Annotated in this window: 22 protein-coding genes; 12 read left to right on the plus strand and 10 right to left on the minus strand. The window is 37.8% G+C overall.

Annotated elements, in window-relative coordinates:
* Window positions 1–10 precede the first annotated feature (10 nt).
* The 12 genes from LNP22_RS01065 (at window position 11) to LNP22_RS01120 (ending at window position 7659) form a co-directional block, all read left to right on the plus strand.
* The gene (locus tag LNP22_RS01065; RefSeq protein ID WP_229974926.1) at window positions 11–643 is read left to right on the plus strand and encodes a DUF4141 domain-containing protein; all 633 of its coding nucleotides are present in this window, start codon (window positions 11–13) and stop codon (window positions 641–643) included.
* Between the two features lie 3 nt (window positions 644–646).
* Window positions 647–1642 (plus strand): conjugative transposon protein TraJ, encoded by a 996-nt coding sequence (gene traJ / locus LNP22_RS01070; protein ID WP_229974927.1) that lies wholly within the window; start codon window positions 647–649, stop codon window positions 1640–1642.
* 20 nt (window positions 1643–1662) lie between these two features.
* Entirely contained in the window at window positions 1663–2286 is a 624-nt protein-coding gene (traK, locus tag LNP22_RS01075) for a conjugative transposon protein TraK (RefSeq protein WP_229974928.1), read from the plus strand.
* A gap of 10 nt (window positions 2287–2296) precedes the next feature.
* Window positions 2297–2584, plus strand: coding sequence for a nitrogen regulatory IIA protein (locus LNP22_RS01080; RefSeq protein WP_229974929.1), 288 nt, complete (start codon window positions 2297–2299; stop codon window positions 2582–2584).
* Complete coding sequence (gene traM, locus LNP22_RS01085) at window positions 2571–3905, plus strand: conjugative transposon protein TraM (RefSeq protein ID WP_229974930.1); 1335 nt, start codon at window positions 2571–2573, stop codon at window positions 3903–3905. The genes LNP22_RS01080 and traM overlap by 14 nt, the downstream gene beginning before the upstream one ends.
* A 25-nt stretch (window positions 3906–3930) precedes the next feature.
* Window positions 3931–4824, plus strand: coding sequence for a conjugative transposon protein TraN (traN, locus tag LNP22_RS01090; protein WP_229974931.1), 894 nt, complete (start codon window positions 3931–3933; stop codon window positions 4822–4824).
* Window positions 4825–4849: 25 nt separating this feature from the next.
* Window positions 4850–5410, plus strand: a complete 561-nt coding sequence (locus LNP22_RS01095; RefSeq protein ID WP_319616430.1) for a conjugal transfer protein TraO — start codon at window positions 4850–4852, stop codon at window positions 5408–5410.
* Between the two features lie 10 nt (window positions 5411–5420).
* Window positions 5421–5870 (plus strand): DUF3872 domain-containing protein, encoded by a 450-nt coding sequence (locus tag LNP22_RS01100; protein ID WP_229974933.1) that lies wholly within the window; start codon window positions 5421–5423, stop codon window positions 5868–5870.
* A 76-nt stretch (window positions 5871–5946) separates the two neighbouring features.
* On the plus strand, window positions 5947–6210 hold the full coding sequence (locus LNP22_RS01105) for a molybdenum ABC transporter permease (RefSeq protein ID WP_229974934.1): 264 nt from the start codon (window positions 5947–5949) through the stop codon (window positions 6208–6210).
* A 192-nt stretch (window positions 6211–6402) separates the two neighbouring features.
* Entirely contained in the window at window positions 6403–6714 is a 312-nt protein-coding gene (locus tag LNP22_RS01110; RefSeq protein ID WP_229974935.1) for a helix-turn-helix domain-containing protein, read from the plus strand.
* 85 nt (window positions 6715–6799) lie between these two features.
* A complete protein-coding gene (locus tag LNP22_RS01115; protein ID WP_487320580.1) occupies window positions 6800–6994 on the plus strand; it encodes a helix-turn-helix domain-containing protein in 195 nt (64 codons plus the stop codon).
* 272 nt (window positions 6995–7266) lie between these two features.
* Window positions 7267–7659 (plus strand): DNA-binding response regulator, encoded by a 393-nt coding sequence (locus LNP22_RS01120; RefSeq protein ID WP_229974937.1) that lies wholly within the window; start codon window positions 7267–7269, stop codon window positions 7657–7659.
* A gap of 30 nt (window positions 7660–7689) precedes the next feature.
* Here the strand turns inward: LNP22_RS01120 and LNP22_RS01125 are convergent, their stop codons facing one another.
* The 10 genes from LNP22_RS01125 to LNP22_RS01170 form a co-directional block, all read right to left on the minus strand.
* Window positions 7690–9684: an ATP-binding protein gene (locus LNP22_RS01125; protein ID WP_319616429.1), complete on the minus strand. Its 1995-nt coding sequence runs from the start codon at window positions 9682–9684 to the stop codon at window positions 7690–7692.
* Window positions 9685–9832: 148 nt separating this feature from the next.
* On the minus strand, window positions 9833–10825 hold the full coding sequence (locus LNP22_RS01130) for a hypothetical protein (RefSeq protein ID WP_229974938.1): 993 nt from the start codon (window positions 10823–10825) through the stop codon (window positions 9833–9835).
* Window positions 10826–11166: 341 nt separating this feature from the next.
* Complete coding sequence (locus LNP22_RS01135; protein WP_229974939.1) at window positions 11167–11973, minus strand: PRTRC system ThiF family protein; 807 nt, start codon at window positions 11971–11973, stop codon at window positions 11167–11169.
* Complete coding sequence (locus tag LNP22_RS01140; RefSeq protein WP_229974940.1) at window positions 11973–12698, minus strand: PRTRC system protein B; 726 nt, start codon at window positions 12696–12698, stop codon at window positions 11973–11975. The genes LNP22_RS01135 and LNP22_RS01140 overlap by 1 nt, the downstream gene beginning before the upstream one ends.
* Before the next feature lie 10 nt (window positions 12699–12708).
* Entirely contained in the window at window positions 12709–13863 is a 1155-nt protein-coding gene (locus tag LNP22_RS01145) for a hypothetical protein (protein ID WP_229974941.1), read from the minus strand.
* Window positions 13864–13879: 16 nt separating this feature from the next.
* Complete coding sequence (locus LNP22_RS01150; protein WP_229974942.1) at window positions 13880–14098, minus strand: PRTRC system protein C; 219 nt, start codon at window positions 14096–14098, stop codon at window positions 13880–13882.
* Window positions 14099–14119: 21 nt separating this feature from the next.
* A complete protein-coding gene (locus tag LNP22_RS01155) occupies window positions 14120–14728 on the minus strand; it encodes a PRTRC system protein E (RefSeq protein WP_229974943.1) in 609 nt (202 codons plus the stop codon).
* A 24-nt stretch (window positions 14729–14752) separates the two neighbouring features.
* Complete coding sequence (locus tag LNP22_RS01160) at window positions 14753–14935, minus strand: hypothetical protein (protein WP_229974944.1); 183 nt, start codon at window positions 14933–14935, stop codon at window positions 14753–14755.
* Between the two features lie 56 nt (window positions 14936–14991).
* Entirely contained in the window at window positions 14992–16065 is a 1074-nt protein-coding gene (locus LNP22_RS01165; RefSeq protein WP_229974945.1) for a DUF932 domain-containing protein, read from the minus strand.
* Window positions 16066–16106: 41 nt separating this feature from the next.
* On the minus strand, window positions 16107–16484 hold the full coding sequence (locus tag LNP22_RS01170; RefSeq protein ID WP_229974946.1) for a single-stranded DNA-binding protein: 378 nt from the start codon (window positions 16482–16484) through the stop codon (window positions 16107–16109).
* Window positions 16485–16770 lie beyond the last annotated feature (286 nt).

The following is a 16770-nucleotide window of genomic DNA, read 5'->3' on the forward strand; positions in this document are numbered from 1 at the left end:
TCAGAAAAAAATGAAAAAGATCATGTATCTGGTGTGTACGGCACTAATGCTTGCCGCAGCATCGTCCGCAAAAGCCCAATGGGTAGTAACCGACCCTACCAATCTGGCATCGGGTATTCTCAACAGTGCCAATGAAATTGTACAGACTTCCTCCACGGTATCCAATGTGATTAAAAATTTCAAGGAAGTGGAAAAAGTGTACAAACAGGGAAAAGAATACTACGACAAATTACAAGCTGTCAATAACCTTGTGAAAGATGCCCGCAAAGTACAGCAGACTGTTTTGCTGGTGGGCAATGTGTCCGAAATGTACGTTACCAATTTTGGTAAGATGTTGAACGATCCCAATTTCACACCACAGGAATTGACGGCTATTGGCAATGGATATGCAGCATTGCTCAATGAGAGTACCGAACTGCTGAAAGAATTGAAGCAGATAGTATCCTCTTCCAGCCTTTCACTGAACGACAAAGAGCGTATGGATATTATTGACCGTGTATATAAAGAGGTAAAAGACTATCACAGTCTTGTACGCTATTATACCAATAAGAATATATCGGTTAGCTATCTAAGAGCGAAAAGAAAAAACGATTCCAAGAGAGTGCTTGACCTCTATGGGACTTCTAACCAAAAATACTGGTAAGTTATGGAATGGAATAATCTTCACGAAGTCCTGCGTTCGCTGTATGATGATGTGATGCCGCTTGCTGGTGATATGGCGGCAGTGGCCAAAGGTCTGGCGGGTTTGGGAGCTTTGTTCTATGTCGCCACTAAGGTTTGGCAGGCTTTAAGCCGTGCTGAACCGATAGATATGTACCCACTTTTACGTCCGTTTGCTCTAGGGCTTTGCATTATGTTTTTTCCGACTATGGTGCTGGGAACCATCAATGCAGTATTAAGTCCGGTGGTAACAGGAACTCATTCTATCCTCGAAGACCAAGTGCTTGACCTTAACAAACTACAACAGCAGAAAGACCAGTTGGAATATGAAGCAATGGTAAGAAATCCCGAAACCGCCTATATGGCATCAGACGAAGAGTTTGATAAAAAGCTGGATGAATTGGGTTTATCACCGTCCGACATCGGAACTATGGCGGGAATGTATATGGACAGGCAAGCCTACAAGATAGAAAAAGCCATAAAGGATTGGTTTCGCAATTTGCTGGAAATCCTTTTTCAGGCAGCAGCATTGGTTATTGATACCATCCGAACCTTTTTCCTGATAGTCCTGTCCATACTAGGTCCGATAGCCTTTGCTATTTCTGTATGGGATGGTTTTCAGTCCACACTCACGCAATGGATTACCAGATATGTAAGTGTTTACCTCTGGCTTCCTGTTTCAGATCTGTTCAGTTCTATGCTGGCAAGAATACAATCGCTCATATTGGAAAAAGATATAACAATGCTGACCGATCCTGCCTATATCCCCGATACCAGTAACACTGTGTATATCATTTTTATGATTATCGGCATTATCGGATACTTTACTATCCCAACGGTAACAGGCTGGATTATTCAGGCTGGCGGTGCAGGCAACTTTACCCGTAATGTCAACCAAACAGCGATGAAAGCCGGAAACCTTGCAGGAGCCGGGGCTGGTTCAACAGTCGGAAATATTGGTGGTCAGCTAATGAACAAGTAAAATAATTAATCCTTAAAAAAATGGAATTTAAAACGCTAAGAAATATAGAAAACAGTTTCAGGCAGATTAGGCTGTACGCACTTGTATTTGCGGTGCTTTGCACAGGAGTTACAGGATATGCCGTATGGCATTCCTACCGCTTTGCAGAACAGCAACGTCAGAAAATCTATGTGCTGGACAATGGCAAATCCTTGATGCTGGCACTCGCACAGGATGCCTCCATCAACCGCCCAGTGGAAGCACGAGAACACGTAAGACGGTTTCACGAACTCTTCTTTACACTCGCTCCCGACAAGAATGCCATCGAAAGCAACATGAAACGGGCATTCAATCTTGCAGATAAAAGTGCCTTTGATTATTACAAAGACCTTTCGGAAAAAGGCTATTACAACCGCATCATATCGGGAAATGTACAGCAGCGTATCGAAATAGACAGTGTGTCCTGCAACTTTGATACCTATCCCTATGCGGTACGCACCTACGCCAAAGAGTTCATCATTCGTTCGAGTAACGAAACAAAACGGAATTTGGTTACATCCTGTTTTCTGGTCAATTCAGTTCGCTCAGACAATAACCCGCAGGGCTTTAATATGGAGAAGTTCGCCGTAATGGAGAATAAGGATATTGAAGTCATCGAACGCTAAAAAATGCTGTATGAAAAAGGTAAGAACAAACATAAGCGAATGGTTTGATAAACAAGACCAGCGCTGGCGGGCTTTGACAATAGCGAAACAGCATCAATATACCCTGTATTTTTTTGCAGGCTATCTGCTGCTGACCATAGGGGTGATTTTTAAAGTTGGATTTGATATAGCAAGATCCGATAATGACATAGTAATTGAACCTATCAAAAACCCTGGTTTAAAAAAGAAAGAAAGTCCAACAGCACTACAGGACTCTTTAATAACAATTTTAAAAAATAAGATTTATGAAGGAAAATGAAAAAAAGGTCAGTCTTCTTGTTGGAGAAGGTGACCAAAACAAAACATCCAATCTTCCTGATGATGGAAAAAGCAAGAAGGAACGGTTTAAAAAACCGCTGATATTCGTTTTAATGGGTATTGTGTTTTTAGGCTGTATGTACCTGATATTTAAACCATCTCCTGATAAAAAAGGAATCGAAAACATTGGACTTGGACTCAACGATTCTGTTCCTCAGGCTAGTGATGCCGGAATGCAGGAAGACAAACAAAAAGCCTATGAACAAGAGATGCTGGAACAGGAAGAACAAAAAAAACGTAGTGCTCTTACCACACTCTCTGACTATTGGAATGAAGACGGTTCATCGGATGAAGCAACTCTGACTGGCACTGATGAAGAAGATTCAGGGAATGGAACTGGCAGTAGTTCTAGGAAATCTGGCAATCCTGTCCTAAACAGCTATCGCAATGCACAAAGTACATTGGGTTCTTTCTATCAGGACGATAACAACCAAACAAAGGAGCTCCGCAAACAATTGGACGAACTCAAAGAACAGTTGGCTGAAAAGGAAGTCCCTGCCGGCATAACAGCAAATGACCAATTGGCACTTATGGAAAAATCCTATCAGATGGCTGCCAAGTATCTTCCATCAGGAACCAATACCAATCAGGCTCCATCTAGTAACAGTACCAGTACTGTTACTCCTGTGGCTACAAAGACAGCCTATTTTACCTCATTTACACCAGTAAGGAAAAGTGTTGTATCAACCTTGTATCGTGAACCCAGCGACAGTACTTTTTTGGCTGATTGGAGCGAAACCAAAAAAACTAGCTTTCATACAGCAGGTTCTGTGCCTCAAGTGATACTGCCCAGGAACAGCATCAAAGCCTGCATACAGGAAACACAGATCATCATTGGAGAAAGTATGGTACAATTGCGTTTATTGGAGCCCGCTAAAACACCCGACCATATCCTTGACAAGGGAACCCTGTTAACGGCAGCCAGCAAATTTCAGGGAGGTCGTTTACAGCTGAAAGTTACTTCTATTGAAGTGGAGGGCAATATCATTCCGGTGGATATTACCATTTATGACCTCGATGGACAGCAGGGTTTAAACGTACCGTATTCTCCTGAAATGAATGCCCTTACCGAAATGGCAGGCAATATGAGCCAGCAATCAGGAACAAGCTTGATTCTGACTCAATCGGCAGGACAGCAAATAGCGGCAGAGATGAGCAAAGGAGTCGTTCAAGGAATCTCGGGTTACTTCGCCAAAAAAGTAAGAACACCCAAAGTCACCCTGAAAGCAGGGTATCAGTTGTTCCTGGTCTCTAAAAAATAATAGTAATCTTAAAATCAATTTAACAATGAAAAAACAATTTAAAAGCTTTTGGGCTTTTACCCTAATGATTATGTCTGTTGTGTCTGTCAAGGCACAGGATAATGAAAAATCGCCACTTGCTTCAGGCAGTATAGAGCCCTATCAAATGGAAGTGACGTATGACAAGACTTCCCATCTGATTTTCCCGACCGCTATCCGTTATGTGGATCTTGGAAGCGAATACCTGATTGCAGGAAAGGCTGATGATGCAGAAAATGTACTGCGAATTAAAGCATCGGTAAAGGAGTTTGAACCCGAAACCAATTTTTCAGTAATTACCAATGATGGACGATTTTACAGCTTCAATGTACATTACAATCCCTGTCCTGAGACGTTAAGCTATGACCTGCAGGCGATGCAAAAAGCCATCGATAAATCCAATGGGAACGATGTCCTTTTTGAAGAACTGGGAAACAATCCGCCATCTCTGGCAGGCCTGTTACTGGAAACCATCTACAAAAAGAACAAGCGTATTATTAATCATATCGGTGCTAAAAGTTTCGGCATACAGTTTATCCTCAAAGGCATTTACATCCATAAGGGACAATACTATTTTCATACAGAACTTGTTAATCGCACCAACGTTCCTTTTCAGATAGATTTTATGAATTTCAAAGTAGTGGACAAAAAGTTGGTCAAGCGTACCGTAGTGCAGCAAAGATCAATCACTCCACTTCGTATTTACAAGCCGCTGGATATAATTGACGGAAAAACAGTCGAACAGAATGTGTTCCTGCTGGAACAGTTTACCATTACGGATGATAAGGTATTACAGATTGAGATTTTCGAGAAGAATGGTGGCAGACACCAAATGCTTCAGATAGAAAATTCAGATTTGATAAGAGCCCGACTGATTAATGATATGCATCTGAAATTTTAATAATCATTCAAAACAGAAATATAATATGAAAAAGTATATCTATATCGTGATGCTTATTCTGATAGGGATCACTACCAGCCAAGCACAACGAATGTTGCCAAAACAGAAAGGATTGGAAGTAAGTGCAGGAGTATTATCTGATGATAAAATCGGTAATGATTATTATCTCAACATCGGTTTGACTGTAAACGGAAAAAACGGCAACTACCAGATTTGGGCGTTAGAATATACGTACCAATATCACAACTACAAAGACCTGCGCATTCCACAGGAAACCTACATTGCAGAAGGTGGTTACAGCTTTTTTTTACTGGGCGACGTCCGTAAGAACATTACGTTGAATACCGCAATAACTGGCTTAGTAGGTTATGAAAGCATTAACCGTGGCGAAGCAATGCTGTATGACGGAGCGAAAATATTAAGTGAAGACAATTTCATTTATGGAACCGGCGGACGACTCACATTTGAAACGTACCTATCAGACCGTTTTGTATTAGTCCTGCAAGGACGTACAAAAGTTCTTTGGGGTACGAACTTTAAGCAATTCCGTCCATCTGCAGGTGTAGGATTAAGGTTTAATTTTTAAAGTGAAAACAATGATAGCAATATTCAATAAATTCAAAATAGGATTACTGCCGATGTATGTATTGCTGGCAATCCTTACAGCTTCGGTTTCTTTGGTATCTTGTAGCAAAGACGATGAACTTGAGATACAGAACGATTTTCCTTTTGATGTAAAAATAATGCCTGTACCTAAAGATGTCGCCAATGGACAAACAGTAGAAATAAGGATAACAATACAGCGAAGCGGTAATTACAGCAACACGCAATACTTTATCCGTTACTTTCAATTTGGCGGACAGGGAGCGCTTAGATATTATGATGAACCGCCTTATCTGCCGAACGATCTGTATTCGTTGCCAACGGAGCAGTTCAGGTTGTATTATACTTCACAGTCCGCCGTTTCCCAATCCTTTGACGTATGGATTTCGGATAACCTCGGGAATGAAAAGCAGTTAACCTTTCAGTTTAACAGTAGTGATTAAAAAAAGAAGTCCTGTTTTTATGTAGCAGGGCTTCTTTTTGTTGTAAATTTAAATGCTGAACGAAAGTAGTTTTATTATGGTTGCATCATTAGTTATAGGGATAATATTTTTGGTTTTAGGCTTAGGACTTCGTTACTGGATTAACCGCCGAAAGTTTTATAGGCGAAGCCCTATGGGAGCGGAAGGCTTTTCTTCTTATGAAAAGTCAGTTGCCATTAAATTTATTGAACGGGCTGGTAAATGGATAGCTTATGCATTGATTATCTTCGGTCTATTGTCTTTATGGGTTTATTCCCGTGAGAAAAAAGATACAGAAAAACAGGAGATAAAAGCTGAATAATATATCAAACTCTGATACTCATTATTTCAATAACATTTACTACAAATCGGATAGCCAAAAAGGTTATCCGATTTTTGTTTTTAAGGTTAGTAAACAGCCAAACAGTACCTTTCAATGCCAATAGCTACAGTATTATTCAGCCTCTTGAAAAGCATTGATAAATTTGACTTCCACAGAAAAAATGAGTAAATTATGGAAGTAATCGCAATACAGAAATCCACTTTCGATGGATTGGAAAACGAGCTGAAGGAACTTTTGGAAATGACAGAAAGTGCTACACAAAAATATTCTACAATTTTTAAACAGGAGAAATGGCTTGACAACCAAGAAGTCTGTTTGATAATGAACATAACCAAACGGACTTTACAGACTTATAAAGATAAAGGCTTGTTGTCTTTTTCCAGTTTGAACCGAAAGAACTATTATAAATTATCGGATGTGCAGGCTTTACTTAAAGTTGGTCAACCGTATAAAGCTAACGAAAATGGACTTACTGACGAATGATACGATAGAGATTATAACCCATCAGGAAATGTTAAAGCAGTTGAGATACCGTATTGAAGAAATATTGAAAAACTACCGGCCTATAATGAACGGTGAGATCTATCTATCTGGCGAAGATTTGTGCAAGCTGTTACATATCAGCAAACGTACTTTACAGCAATATCGTGATGACAATATATTGCCGTTTATACAGATAGGTGGAAAAATCATCTACAAGGAAAGTGATATCCTGACTCTCTTGGAACAGAACTATGTGACTAACGACAGGCAATGCTTGTAAATATTTTTGCACAGACTCTATTTCTATCGGAACGACTTTAGTATATTTGCTATGTAAAATATAGAAATCTTAAAGTGTTTTTACTTTAAGTCCCACATTGAAAACTGGTAATTTTTAGACAACGGGACAATAAGAAAGAACGCTCATGCCATAGGCGTGGGCGCTCGCTTATTCGTTGTCGGGTATACCAGTACCTCAATGTGCGGTAAGTGTAGTTGTCTGCGCCTTATTTTTTGTGCAGGACTAGATCAACTTCAAAAAAGTATGATGATATGAAAACTGGTACAACACAACAAAAAATTACTATCGCCTTTATCAATGATAAAAGCCCAATTTTGGATCTTATCTGCAATGACCTCATTGCTTCAGGAACTGAAGTATTTTTTCGATCGGAAAGCATTGATGAAGGACTATCTCGATTATCACCATTAAAAGAGCTTCCCAAAGTGTGTATTATTGACCTTGATTTTTATGATACGATTATATTGGCACAGCTTCAAGAATTGAGGACTCAATACCCAACAATAAAACTTATTGCTCATAGTGATATTGATGATGAGAAAGTCGGTTACGGCTTGTTGTATTTTGGCTTTTCTAGTTATTTGCTGGTTGGTAGTAGTGCTGACGATTTTAAAAAAGTCTTCGAGAAAGTTTACAATGGCTGATTAAAATATAAGTTTACCTTCTTGAAACTGTTATTCCAGATGTAGTTTTTTGAAGAAAATTTTATTTCTAAGGGTTGCATCATCCATCATTTTTTTGAAACTTATAACCTCAATATACATATTGTAACCTCTTAAAAAGCCAAAATAACCTTCGTCATCGGGGCTTTTGGTTAAAGAATGTAGTTCCTCAGCAAACTCTCTTATTTTAGAGGTCAAATCACAAATAACGTAAGCATAAACTGGAGTAAAGTCGTTGACTTTAATTTTCTCAAGTCCTTCAGGCATTTCGTATTTTCCAGCACGAATATCTTTTACATATTTTCCAATTTGCATGATTGGGTCATCATCAGTTTTATAAGCATCTCTTTTGGGGCGTTTAAACTCAAAAATGGTAAGTGGATTACTATAATTATTATCTCCGCTTCTGAAAGATTGCTTTTTATCAAAAACAACCAGATCAGGTTCTCCTAAAGCATCTTTTTTTGTTGATATTTTTTTGTCTGATGCTACATATTCTGAAAAAATCAATCGCTCATCTAGCAACCATAAATTGTGTTCTTGATAATCGCAATTTTCAGAAGTTTTACCCATTGGAAAAATCAGATTATGAATATCTTTTTCCAATTCTCCTTTTCCGTCTTCTTTTCGCTTTAATAATTGGCGGAATGCATCTAAAACAATTTTTCTATTAAAAACATAATGAGCTAAATCACTTTTTCCTATTTCTGAAATTTTCGAGATAGCTTCAGCCATTTGTCCGTTATGAGAAACTTCAGGATCTGCTAAAAGAATTTTAAGTTCAGCTCTGGTTTTTTGTTCTTTTCTAAATTTAACCTCTTGCAAAGCAAGTTCTATATTTTCATCTTTTAAATGATAAGGAATTGAAGACATATCTAATTCATTCAGATATGGTTTATGCCAAGGAGCTAATTCATTGACATAATTTCTAATCTGTTCACTTTTTTTCTGAACACGTACCTGAACATCTTCTCCAAATGCTTCTTTCGATATTTCGCTTGCTTTCCTTTCCAAATCTGCTTGTCCGAATGGGAAGTACATGTCTTTTGTGTCTTTTGGAAAATCAAAGGTTTCTCTCTCCAGCGATACATTATTATCCAAATAATCTCCTAAAATGTAAGTCTTGATGATATAATTCCTTTTTACTTTATTCTCATCTTCTTCAAAAAATTCATCTTCAAACTCAGGAATATATTTATGTAAAGGAGTATCGGTAACCTCTCGATTATGACCAGCTAAACTAACTTTGCTTTTTTGGTTTCCAGGGTAGTAAATTTTGAAAACTTTTGCAACAAAATCAAATTTCTGTTGCTTATCGTCTTCGAGAACAAAATCTTTACTTTTCCATAGTTTTATTTCATTGATTTCGGTAAGAAAATCGTTCAAAACAATGGAATGGTTTCCCTCTGCTTCCTTTAAAATAATAGTTGGGGGAGTGAAAGTGTCATTAATGAAATAAATTAATATTTTATCAAGAATTCTGCGAGCTATTGTTTCTATTTGCTTGTCAAAGTTCTGTCCAGATTTAATATTTTCAAGTGTTACACTGCTATAGGTATCAATAGCTTTGCTAAACTCAATTTTTTCATCAACAATTATCTCATATTCTCTCCCAAAACGGAAATAACGAGAATTTAATGTTGCGTTGTTATCTTTAAAAACACTGTTTACATAGACATTGTTAAAGTACTTAACATACATAAACCTTCCGAAACCTTTTCCTCCAATAGATTTTTTATACTCACTGTAAAATGTATCGAAACTATCTCTGTTTTCTTGTGTAAAGCCAATACCATTATCTCGTATTTCAATTGTTTTTACGCTTGGTATGGAATTGTCAATTTCGAGTACTTTTTCCCTGTTTAGAATTATTTCAATTTTGCCATTTTCAATTTTCTTCAACACAATTGACTGTATAGAATTTACAATGGCTTCAATAATAGGAGTGTAAATATTTGATTTACTGCGTATGTTATCAATAGTTCCTTGTATATTAATTCTACTCATTATGGGTTGTTAGTTTGTTTTTATTAGTTGTAAGACACTTTGATAGCTTCTAGTATTTTTTTTGAACAAAGAGATATTGCTTTTTACTTTTGTAAATTTATAAAAAAACTAGATGGCAATTGTATCAGTTGTCAAAAAGCTAAAGTATTTAGCTTTCGTCAATAATGCAGATAATCATGTTGTTTTCCAAAGTGAAGTTAATTTGTCCATATTTTTGAAAAGGTTGTTTCTGTATATCGGCTAAAATAGGGAAATATTTTACACCAATATTTACATTCGGTAAGTTGAAAGTCCAAGATGATCTGATTTTTAAATTTTTACTGCATAAGCTTTGCTCTGATGAATTTAGATATTCTTTAAATTCAGCTATTCCATCCGTTTGTAAAATAGTTCTCCAATTTAATCGCTTTTCATAAACAAGTTCTTTATCAAGGTTTTTAAACATAGCAACCTCCTCAAAACTATTACAAGCCTTTATAAAATCCCTGATAATTTTTCTTGGCAATTTTTCAATTTCTCTAATTTTTTTCTTTTTATACTCAAGGTGCAATCTAAAATCGCTATCTACCAATTCAGACAATTTATTATATCCTGAATGAAAAGCTTCTAAAGAGGATTTATAAAGTTTATTTTTTAATATTTCAGCTGTATCATCTTCATTATCAGTTTTGAAATCATCTAATAATAGAAATCCCTTTTCATTAGTTACTTTGTTTATAACATCCACAATATTCACATAATAATATTGTTCTCTATCTTCAAATAAAACCTTGATTTTAGGATTGAAATTTTCAGGTTTATTAACGGATTTTTTAATAAGATATTTGGTTTCATCTAAAGGATTTTCAAGTCGTCTTCCCCAGCCATCAGTACAAAGTTCTGATTGGTATCTTGAAATTTGAATTCTGATTTCTTTGCGACCTCTTTCAAGGTCTGTAGTATATTCGTAATCTGGGAAACAATTTAGTATTGTAGTATCCAATTCCCATTCTTCATAATCACTGGTAAAGTTTATTTGATAACTGTTTTCGTATTCACAGATATAAACAGGAAACTGCAAGCTTCTTTCAATAATTTTTTGTTGTATTAATTCAATATCTGATTTTCGGTTTACAGATATAGCAATCGACGTTTCTATCATTGATGAGCTTTTAAGTGTGGTTTTATGAAGACGAAATAGCAACAAATTTAATAAATTAAAAATATCATTTAGAAAATGCTAAATCAAAAACCAGACGTAAAAAAGCAACGTCCTTTTGCTTCTTTTCTTTAGTCGCTGTGTGAAAAGAAAAGAAGTCATTGGCAGATGCGAAAGATGGGATACTGAATATCCCATGAAAAAATACAGCAATCTGTTTGATAAAATGTAAAGAGAGGAATTTATGGAACGATACATTTTGGCAAAGTGATTGTACCGATTTAACGCAAAAAGACAGTTCCGACCATCGGAAGGATCTGTCTTTTTGCCACCCGATTTTGCGATCAGGCGACTTTTATGGGATGAGTCGTAAAATCTTTCAGATTATGAAAAAAGCCTCTGTACGGTGTCATTCCGTTGCGAAATAAGCTCCATAATAAAGAGCATCCCATTTGTACCAATGACGAATTAATGTACAAATCCTGTTTTTCCAATGCTTCGGCAAGGGAGCAACTTGGTGTGTCGTCGTCTTGCTCGGACTGCTTCAACAAATCGCCATATTCATCGGTAACAAATGGCAGACTTGCCACCGTTTCATACTTTTCAGAATTGGGTTGCTTTATCTCTCCGATAGTGGATAGTATTACCTGTCCTGTATATTGGCTGTTGCCAAAATCCAGCCAATATTTAGGTGCATCCCTGTGGTATCTGCGGTTGCTTAATTCTTTTAGTATCTCAGCAACCCCAAACCTCGCCTGTACCTTATCCACACAGGTAATGTAAATGGTTGCCTGTGCTTCTTGGGGTATTCTGCCCAAACAGTCCTTTTCAAATTTTCTTGCTTCGGCTTTCCAGTTTGTACCCGCCCAGCGATTTACACGGTTGATAATAGCAACCGATTTATGCAATCCTGTTTCACATTCCGCAAAACGCTGTCTGCCTAAATTGGCATTGGTTAGAACATCATCATCCCAAAGACGTACAAATAACCCTGCGTGTCCTAATTCAATTAAACTATGATTAATTTCAAGCAAGGCGGTAATCAGTTTTGAGCCGGTGCCACCTGCACCAATTACGTTTACGGTAATTGGATTTGTCGGATTAAGCAGGTAGTTATCCGTAAAATGCACTTTGGTTTTATCTGTATTCATCACAATAGATTTTTAAGTGTTTTGTTATTCTTTTTTAAAACTTCTTTTGGAAAGGGTTTGTCTGTATTGACGAGGTCTTTCCAAAGGTTTACACAATTGCCTTTTATCGGGCTGTTTCTGCCCAATAAGTGACTGAAATAGCTGTTGAAAAAATAGTTTTCCCAAGCACACACAAATTTCTCTACCGAAGCCGAATTTTTAGTATCAATACTAACAGTACCCATACATACTTTGCCATCTTCATAAATATTAAAAAAAGGAGTGAAATATAAAGGTGTTTTCTCTGTAGGTCTTCTGTCACTCGCAAGGGCATAAACGGTAAGGCTATTTTTGCTCGCTTTCCAGACCATTGGCGGTACATAAGCATTGCCGTTGGGTATTTGCAGACTGTCCACAAAAAACAACTGCCTTTGCTGTGCTTTGGTGTACCATATTACCGTACCTTTTTCTGTACTCGGATTAAGGTGTAAAATGTTTGTCGGCAAAATTCCGCTAGGTTTTAAAAAGGCTTTGTCCTTGTCTTCTTCAGTTCGGAGTGCCTTTACCAATACGTTTGCTTCTCTCACGGTCAAAGGATGGGAGTTTATGGGACTTCCGTTTTTATCCATATCAAAATACTCCACATATACATCGGTCGTACGTCCTTTGGTTTCATAAAATACCAAAGCGGATTTTGGGTGGTATAGAGTGCCGAAATCCTGTGTTATATCGTTTATCGTTTCCATATTCCAGTATTTAGCATTGGTTCAAAATATCGCATAAGTTGAGTAACAGTTGAAATAATTTGTTTTCAAAACAAAGATTCTTGGCAGATATATCCCTGCCGTCAAACTGTTTCAGTATAATCGGTTCTTCCATTTGTCCGTATTCCTGTATATCACTGTTTACGGATTGTATCAAGGTTTCATTGAGCCACCCTTTGTGGTCTGCATAAAATGAAATGTACTTTTCCATTCCGATAACGTTCTCCATATCTTCTTCAGATGCTTCTCCGTTAGGTTTTGCATTACGGAATACATTTTCATTGGGATATATTTGATATAGGGTAAAGGCTTCTTTTGCTACTGCTAAACATTCCCTGTCAAAATCATTCCTTACTTTGAACTTTTCAATCCGTTGTTCAAATACGTTCAGATTGGTACAGTTGTAAAGCCGTTGCTCGATAAAATCCCCGATAAACTCGGCTTCTTTTATCTCTGCAAGATAACCTTGCGTTTCTTCCGTGTAGTCGTCCTGTTCCACCCAATCGTTCATCATTTCGTACATCCAATAGAGATAGCTTGCTTCCTGTCTGTAATACGGAATATCGGCTACGTGGTACAGATAGGCACAAACGGATAATAATAAATGTGCGTTAGCTTTTTTGTTTTTGTCGTGTAAAAGGCGGTACAATGGCGAAACAGGAATGTAAAATAGTGTTGATCCTGTATTGTAGCGTTCTTCACTAACAAAATAGGTTTTCTTGCTGTCCTGTATCAAACGTATTTCTTCCCAATTTAAAACACGCTCTTTTAGCTTTTCCTCCATATCCCATATAGCCAAGGCTACATTGTAGGGATACTTGAATTGATTGGTCTGTATTGGTACTATTTTGTAATGCTCGGCAAGTTTGGAAAGGGAATTATAAAAATCCCTCTCCATTTTTACTGTTTCCTTACAAGCCTGTGCCATATTATTTTCTTGCAGTTTAGGCAGAAAAGTAGTCTTTAGAAAACCATTGGCAACATTTCCGTGGGTACTGATTTCTGTTTGTCTTTCCGAATTTCGTTTGCATCTTTGGGTCTTTGCATCGAGTCTGCGAACTCGCCCAACTGTTTGTGCAAAATCTGTTGTTTGGACTGCTGTGGGGTTTTGATTATACCCGATATGATATTGCGTTGCATCGTTCATTACTTTAGTTTTAGGTTTAACCTTTCGTTCCCATAACGCTCTCAAATTGGTATTCGACTGCATCATCTTTAATGGCAGGTACAGAAATTTTGGCGGTGGTCAAAATCGGGTACATATTGGCGTAAAAGTTCAATACTGCTTCCACGCTCCATCGTGGTTCTGGGTCGGTCAATCGGACTTCCTGTCCTTTATCTTTGAGTATAAACACTCGCTCTAATTGGGTTGCTAATAACATAATGTTCGTTTTTAAGGGTTACTACTTGTTTTCTTCTTCGTCCGTTTCATCTATGGGATAGTCGGCTGTAACTTCTTCCTCTTGTGGCGGTTCGGGTGCTGTTTCTTCCATTGCTCCGAAAAGGTTCGGTGTGGCAAACTTGTCAGACAATGTTGTTTTGCGTTTGCGTATCTCGTCTGCTTTTTCGGGAAATTCTGCTATTTCGGGTACTTTCATCCACGCTTCACGAAATTTGCCTTCTTTCTCCAGTTCGTCAGCCTTTGCCATACCGTCCTTAAACTTCTTGTCTTTGGCTTCCTGTTCTTTTTTCTGTTTATCGGCTTTTTCTTTCTCCATTGCCGAATGCTTTTTGGCTTCTTCCAATTGCTTCATAAAACCTTCCATATCGACCATTAAACCTGATACCTTTTGTATTGGTATGGTTATCTGTTCAAAAAATCCCTCGTCAAACTCTTGGGGCGTGGCATTAAATATCAATGGGGGAATACGGTTTTTGGCGTTATCTCCGCATCCGTCATTATTGAGCATTACCGATACAATTAGGTTGGCTTCTGCTCCCTTTGAAATGTTCAGTTGCAATACTCCTGTAAAGTCTAACTGCTGTATCTGATTGAAAAAATTTGTATTCATTGTGCTAAAATTTTTAATTATTATCTAATCCTTTTTGATTGCTGTTAGTTTCTCGTACATATCCTGCCAATAGGCTTTTTGCCTTTTGTCAAACTCGGAGAAATTTTTATCCTCGTGTCGGTATTCTTTGTATTCTTGCGCCATCTTAATGGCTTCTTTGAGGTCTGTTATCTCAATGAGATAACCGTTTAAATCTGTTACATACATTACACATCTATTTCTTTAGTAGGCTACCACCGTTTAAGGCAGTAGCCTGTAGTTGTTTAATTAAGATTTAGAATTTCCACTCCGTCTATTGCAAAAGAGGTACATAATTCAAAAGCTTTTTGCGATTTGAGTTGGGCAGTACCTCCCAATACAATGCTTTGCAACTTGGCTTCATCGTTCTTGTAATTTCTCACATTCTGATAGTAGCCCGTAACGGCATTATACGCTCCGAATAATGTACCTTTGGTCGTGTCCATTTGCTGTGTATCGCTTATCATCGCATACGTAAAAGCATCTTCAACAGTGTTTTTGAACACGGTGGAAATTTCATCTTCCGCACCTTTTTTGATAAGGTCAAGCGTTTCTTTGTTGGGGCATAGTGCCAACTGTATTAGCTTTTTTACCTCTCGGTCTGATACTTTTACTTTTGTCCACTCATTGAAAATCCCCTCTAATTGATTACTCAATGTATTGGCAAGTCCCATAATCTTGTGAGCGTTTTCGATACGCCCTTTTGCTCCCGAAGTGTGCTTGATGCGCACTACATTGGTCATACTGCGTAACGAGGCGTTTAAGGTGTTTTGACAAACAACTCTAATTGGGGTAAATGCGGCTGTTATACTTCCGCTACCATCGTGCGAAGTGGTTAAGAAAATATACTTTTCTGTAACATCATCGCCATTACCTACACGGATATAATCGGGCAATTTGGCTGTGATAAAAATACGTTCTCCATTGCCCAATGCTCCTGCGGTTTCGTATAAAATGCCATCGCCACCGCCTACAATAGCATCAAAGAAATTAAATGCTTCACGATTTTGTACAATGTGGTAATCTTTACCCACAACACCCAAGACGGCATTGTTATCGGTACGGATGTTCGCAAAATAATTGGGTACTTCCAATTCGCTGTTGCCTATCTCAATATCGTTTGCGGTTTGGATAATACCCGAACCTTTTGTATATAAAGGACTTTTAGCGACTTCATAGTCTAATCCTGCTTGTTTTATGGCTTCTTCGCTTGTTGGGTAATCAGAAACGATTTGCCCTAAGCCATGCCACGCTTTTTGTTGAACGCTAAAGAATGAATAATGCCCTGTTCTCTCGTTGAAATTGATATTATGTGCCATAATAAATGATTTAAAAGGTTAAAAAAAATGATTACACGTTACTAAAATGGGAGGTCGTCCTCTTTTTTGTTATTGGTTGTTGCTGTGGTTGTCTGTGCTGTTTCTGATTTTTTGCCACCGCCATGCAGTTTGATGTTTGAGGTATGGAAATTCAGTCCTGCGTGTGCTTCTCCGTCGTTACCTGTCCACGCTCTTGCGCTTACCCTGCCTGATAATTCTACCAATGTGCCTTTTGTGAGTAACTTGGCTACGTTCGGAGTTATCCAATAGGAGCAGTCGAAATAGGTTGTTTGCTCAATTCGTTCGCCCTGCTTGTTACGGTAGCTGTCGTTGGTTGCTACTGAAAAATTTACTACTTGTTTTTCCTGTGACGTTGTGCGTACTTCCGCATCCCTTGTCAGTCTTCCTGTGATGTTCATGATTTTATCTTTTTTGCGTTATTAATTTTATTCTTATTTCTTTTGTTTTGATTTATTCGGCAATGAGAGGAGGTGCTGAAGTTTTGTTTCACTTTTTTACCATTTCTAATGCTGTATTTTTTCTTTTCTGACATTTTTTTTATTCGTCTAAAGAGCCGGAGTATGCTTTGTTTCGTTTCACGAGCAAGAAAGGTTAGTGTTTAGCAGGAACAAGGTTTTGCAAAACAAATACAACCCGCATGGGTGGAGATTTTTTTGCAAACCCGTAGGGCATGACCTTGTTTCT

The organism is Flavobacterium flavipigmentatum, from assembly GCF_020911905.1.
Taxonomy (GTDB): domain Bacteria; phylum Bacteroidota; class Bacteroidia; order Flavobacteriales; family Flavobacteriaceae; genus Flavobacterium; species Flavobacterium flavipigmentatum.

Excerpts from the sequence above, each read along its gene's own strand:
- LNP22_RS01065 (WP_229974926.1), top strand. The coding sequence starts at position 11 with ATGAAAAAGATCATGTATCTGGTGTGTACGGCACTAATGCTTGCCGCA.
- traJ (WP_229974927.1), top strand. The coding sequence starts at position 647 with ATGGAATGGAATAATCTTCACGAAGTCCTGCGTTCGCTGTATGATGAT.
- traK (WP_229974928.1), top strand. The coding sequence starts at position 1,663 with ATGGAATTTAAAACGCTAAGAAATATAGAAAACAGTTTCAGGCAGATT.
- LNP22_RS01080 (WP_229974929.1), top strand. The coding sequence starts at position 2,297 with ATGAAAAAGGTAAGAACAAACATAAGCGAATGGTTTGATAAACAAGAC.
- traM (WP_229974930.1), top strand. The coding sequence starts at position 2,571 with ATGAAGGAAAATGAAAAAAAGGTCAGTCTTCTTGTTGGAGAAGGTGAC.
- traN (WP_229974931.1), top strand. The coding sequence starts at position 3,931 with ATGAAAAAACAATTTAAAAGCTTTTGGGCTTTTACCCTAATGATTATG.
- LNP22_RS01095 (WP_319616430.1), top strand. The coding sequence starts at position 4,850 with ATGAAAAAGTATATCTATATCGTGATGCTTATTCTGATAGGGATCACT.
- LNP22_RS01100 (WP_229974933.1), top strand. The coding sequence starts at position 5,421 with ATGATAGCAATATTCAATAAATTCAAAATAGGATTACTGCCGATGTAT.
- LNP22_RS01105 (WP_229974934.1), top strand. The coding sequence starts at position 5,947 with ATGGTTGCATCATTAGTTATAGGGATAATATTTTTGGTTTTAGGCTTA.
- LNP22_RS01110 (WP_229974935.1), top strand. The coding sequence starts at position 6,403 with ATGGAAGTAATCGCAATACAGAAATCCACTTTCGATGGATTGGAAAAC.
- LNP22_RS01115 (WP_487320580.1), top strand. The coding sequence starts at position 6,800 with ATGAACGGTGAGATCTATCTATCTGGCGAAGATTTGTGCAAGCTGTTA.
- LNP22_RS01120 (WP_229974937.1), top strand. The coding sequence starts at position 7,267 with ATGAAAACTGGTACAACACAACAAAAAATTACTATCGCCTTTATCAAT.
- LNP22_RS01125 (WP_319616429.1), bottom strand. The coding sequence starts at position 9,684 with ATGAGTAGAATTAATATACAAGGAACTATTGATAACATACGCAGTAAA.
- LNP22_RS01130 (WP_229974938.1), bottom strand. The coding sequence starts at position 10,825 with ATGATAGAAACGTCGATTGCTATATCTGTAAACCGAAAATCAGATATT.
- LNP22_RS01135 (WP_229974939.1), bottom strand. The coding sequence starts at position 11,973 with ATGAATACAGATAAAACCAAAGTGCATTTTACGGATAACTACCTGCTT.
- LNP22_RS01140 (WP_229974940.1), bottom strand. The coding sequence starts at position 12,698 with ATGGAAACGATAAACGATATAACACAGGATTTCGGCACTCTATACCAC.
- LNP22_RS01145 (WP_229974941.1), bottom strand. The coding sequence starts at position 13,863 with ATGAACGATGCAACGCAATATCATATCGGGTATAATCAAAACCCCACA.
- LNP22_RS01150 (WP_229974942.1), bottom strand. The coding sequence starts at position 14,098 with ATGTTATTAGCAACCCAATTAGAGCGAGTGTTTATACTCAAAGATAAA.
- LNP22_RS01155 (WP_229974943.1), bottom strand. The coding sequence starts at position 14,728 with ATGAATACAAATTTTTTCAATCAGATACAGCAGTTAGACTTTACAGGA.
- LNP22_RS01160 (WP_229974944.1), bottom strand. The coding sequence starts at position 14,935 with ATGTATGTAACAGATTTAAACGGTTATCTCATTGAGATAACAGACCTC.
- LNP22_RS01165 (WP_229974945.1), bottom strand. The coding sequence starts at position 16,065 with ATGGCACATAATATCAATTTCAACGAGAGAACAGGGCATTATTCATTC.
- LNP22_RS01170 (WP_229974946.1), bottom strand. The coding sequence starts at position 16,484 with ATGAACATCACAGGAAGACTGACAAGGGATGCGGAAGTACGCACAACG.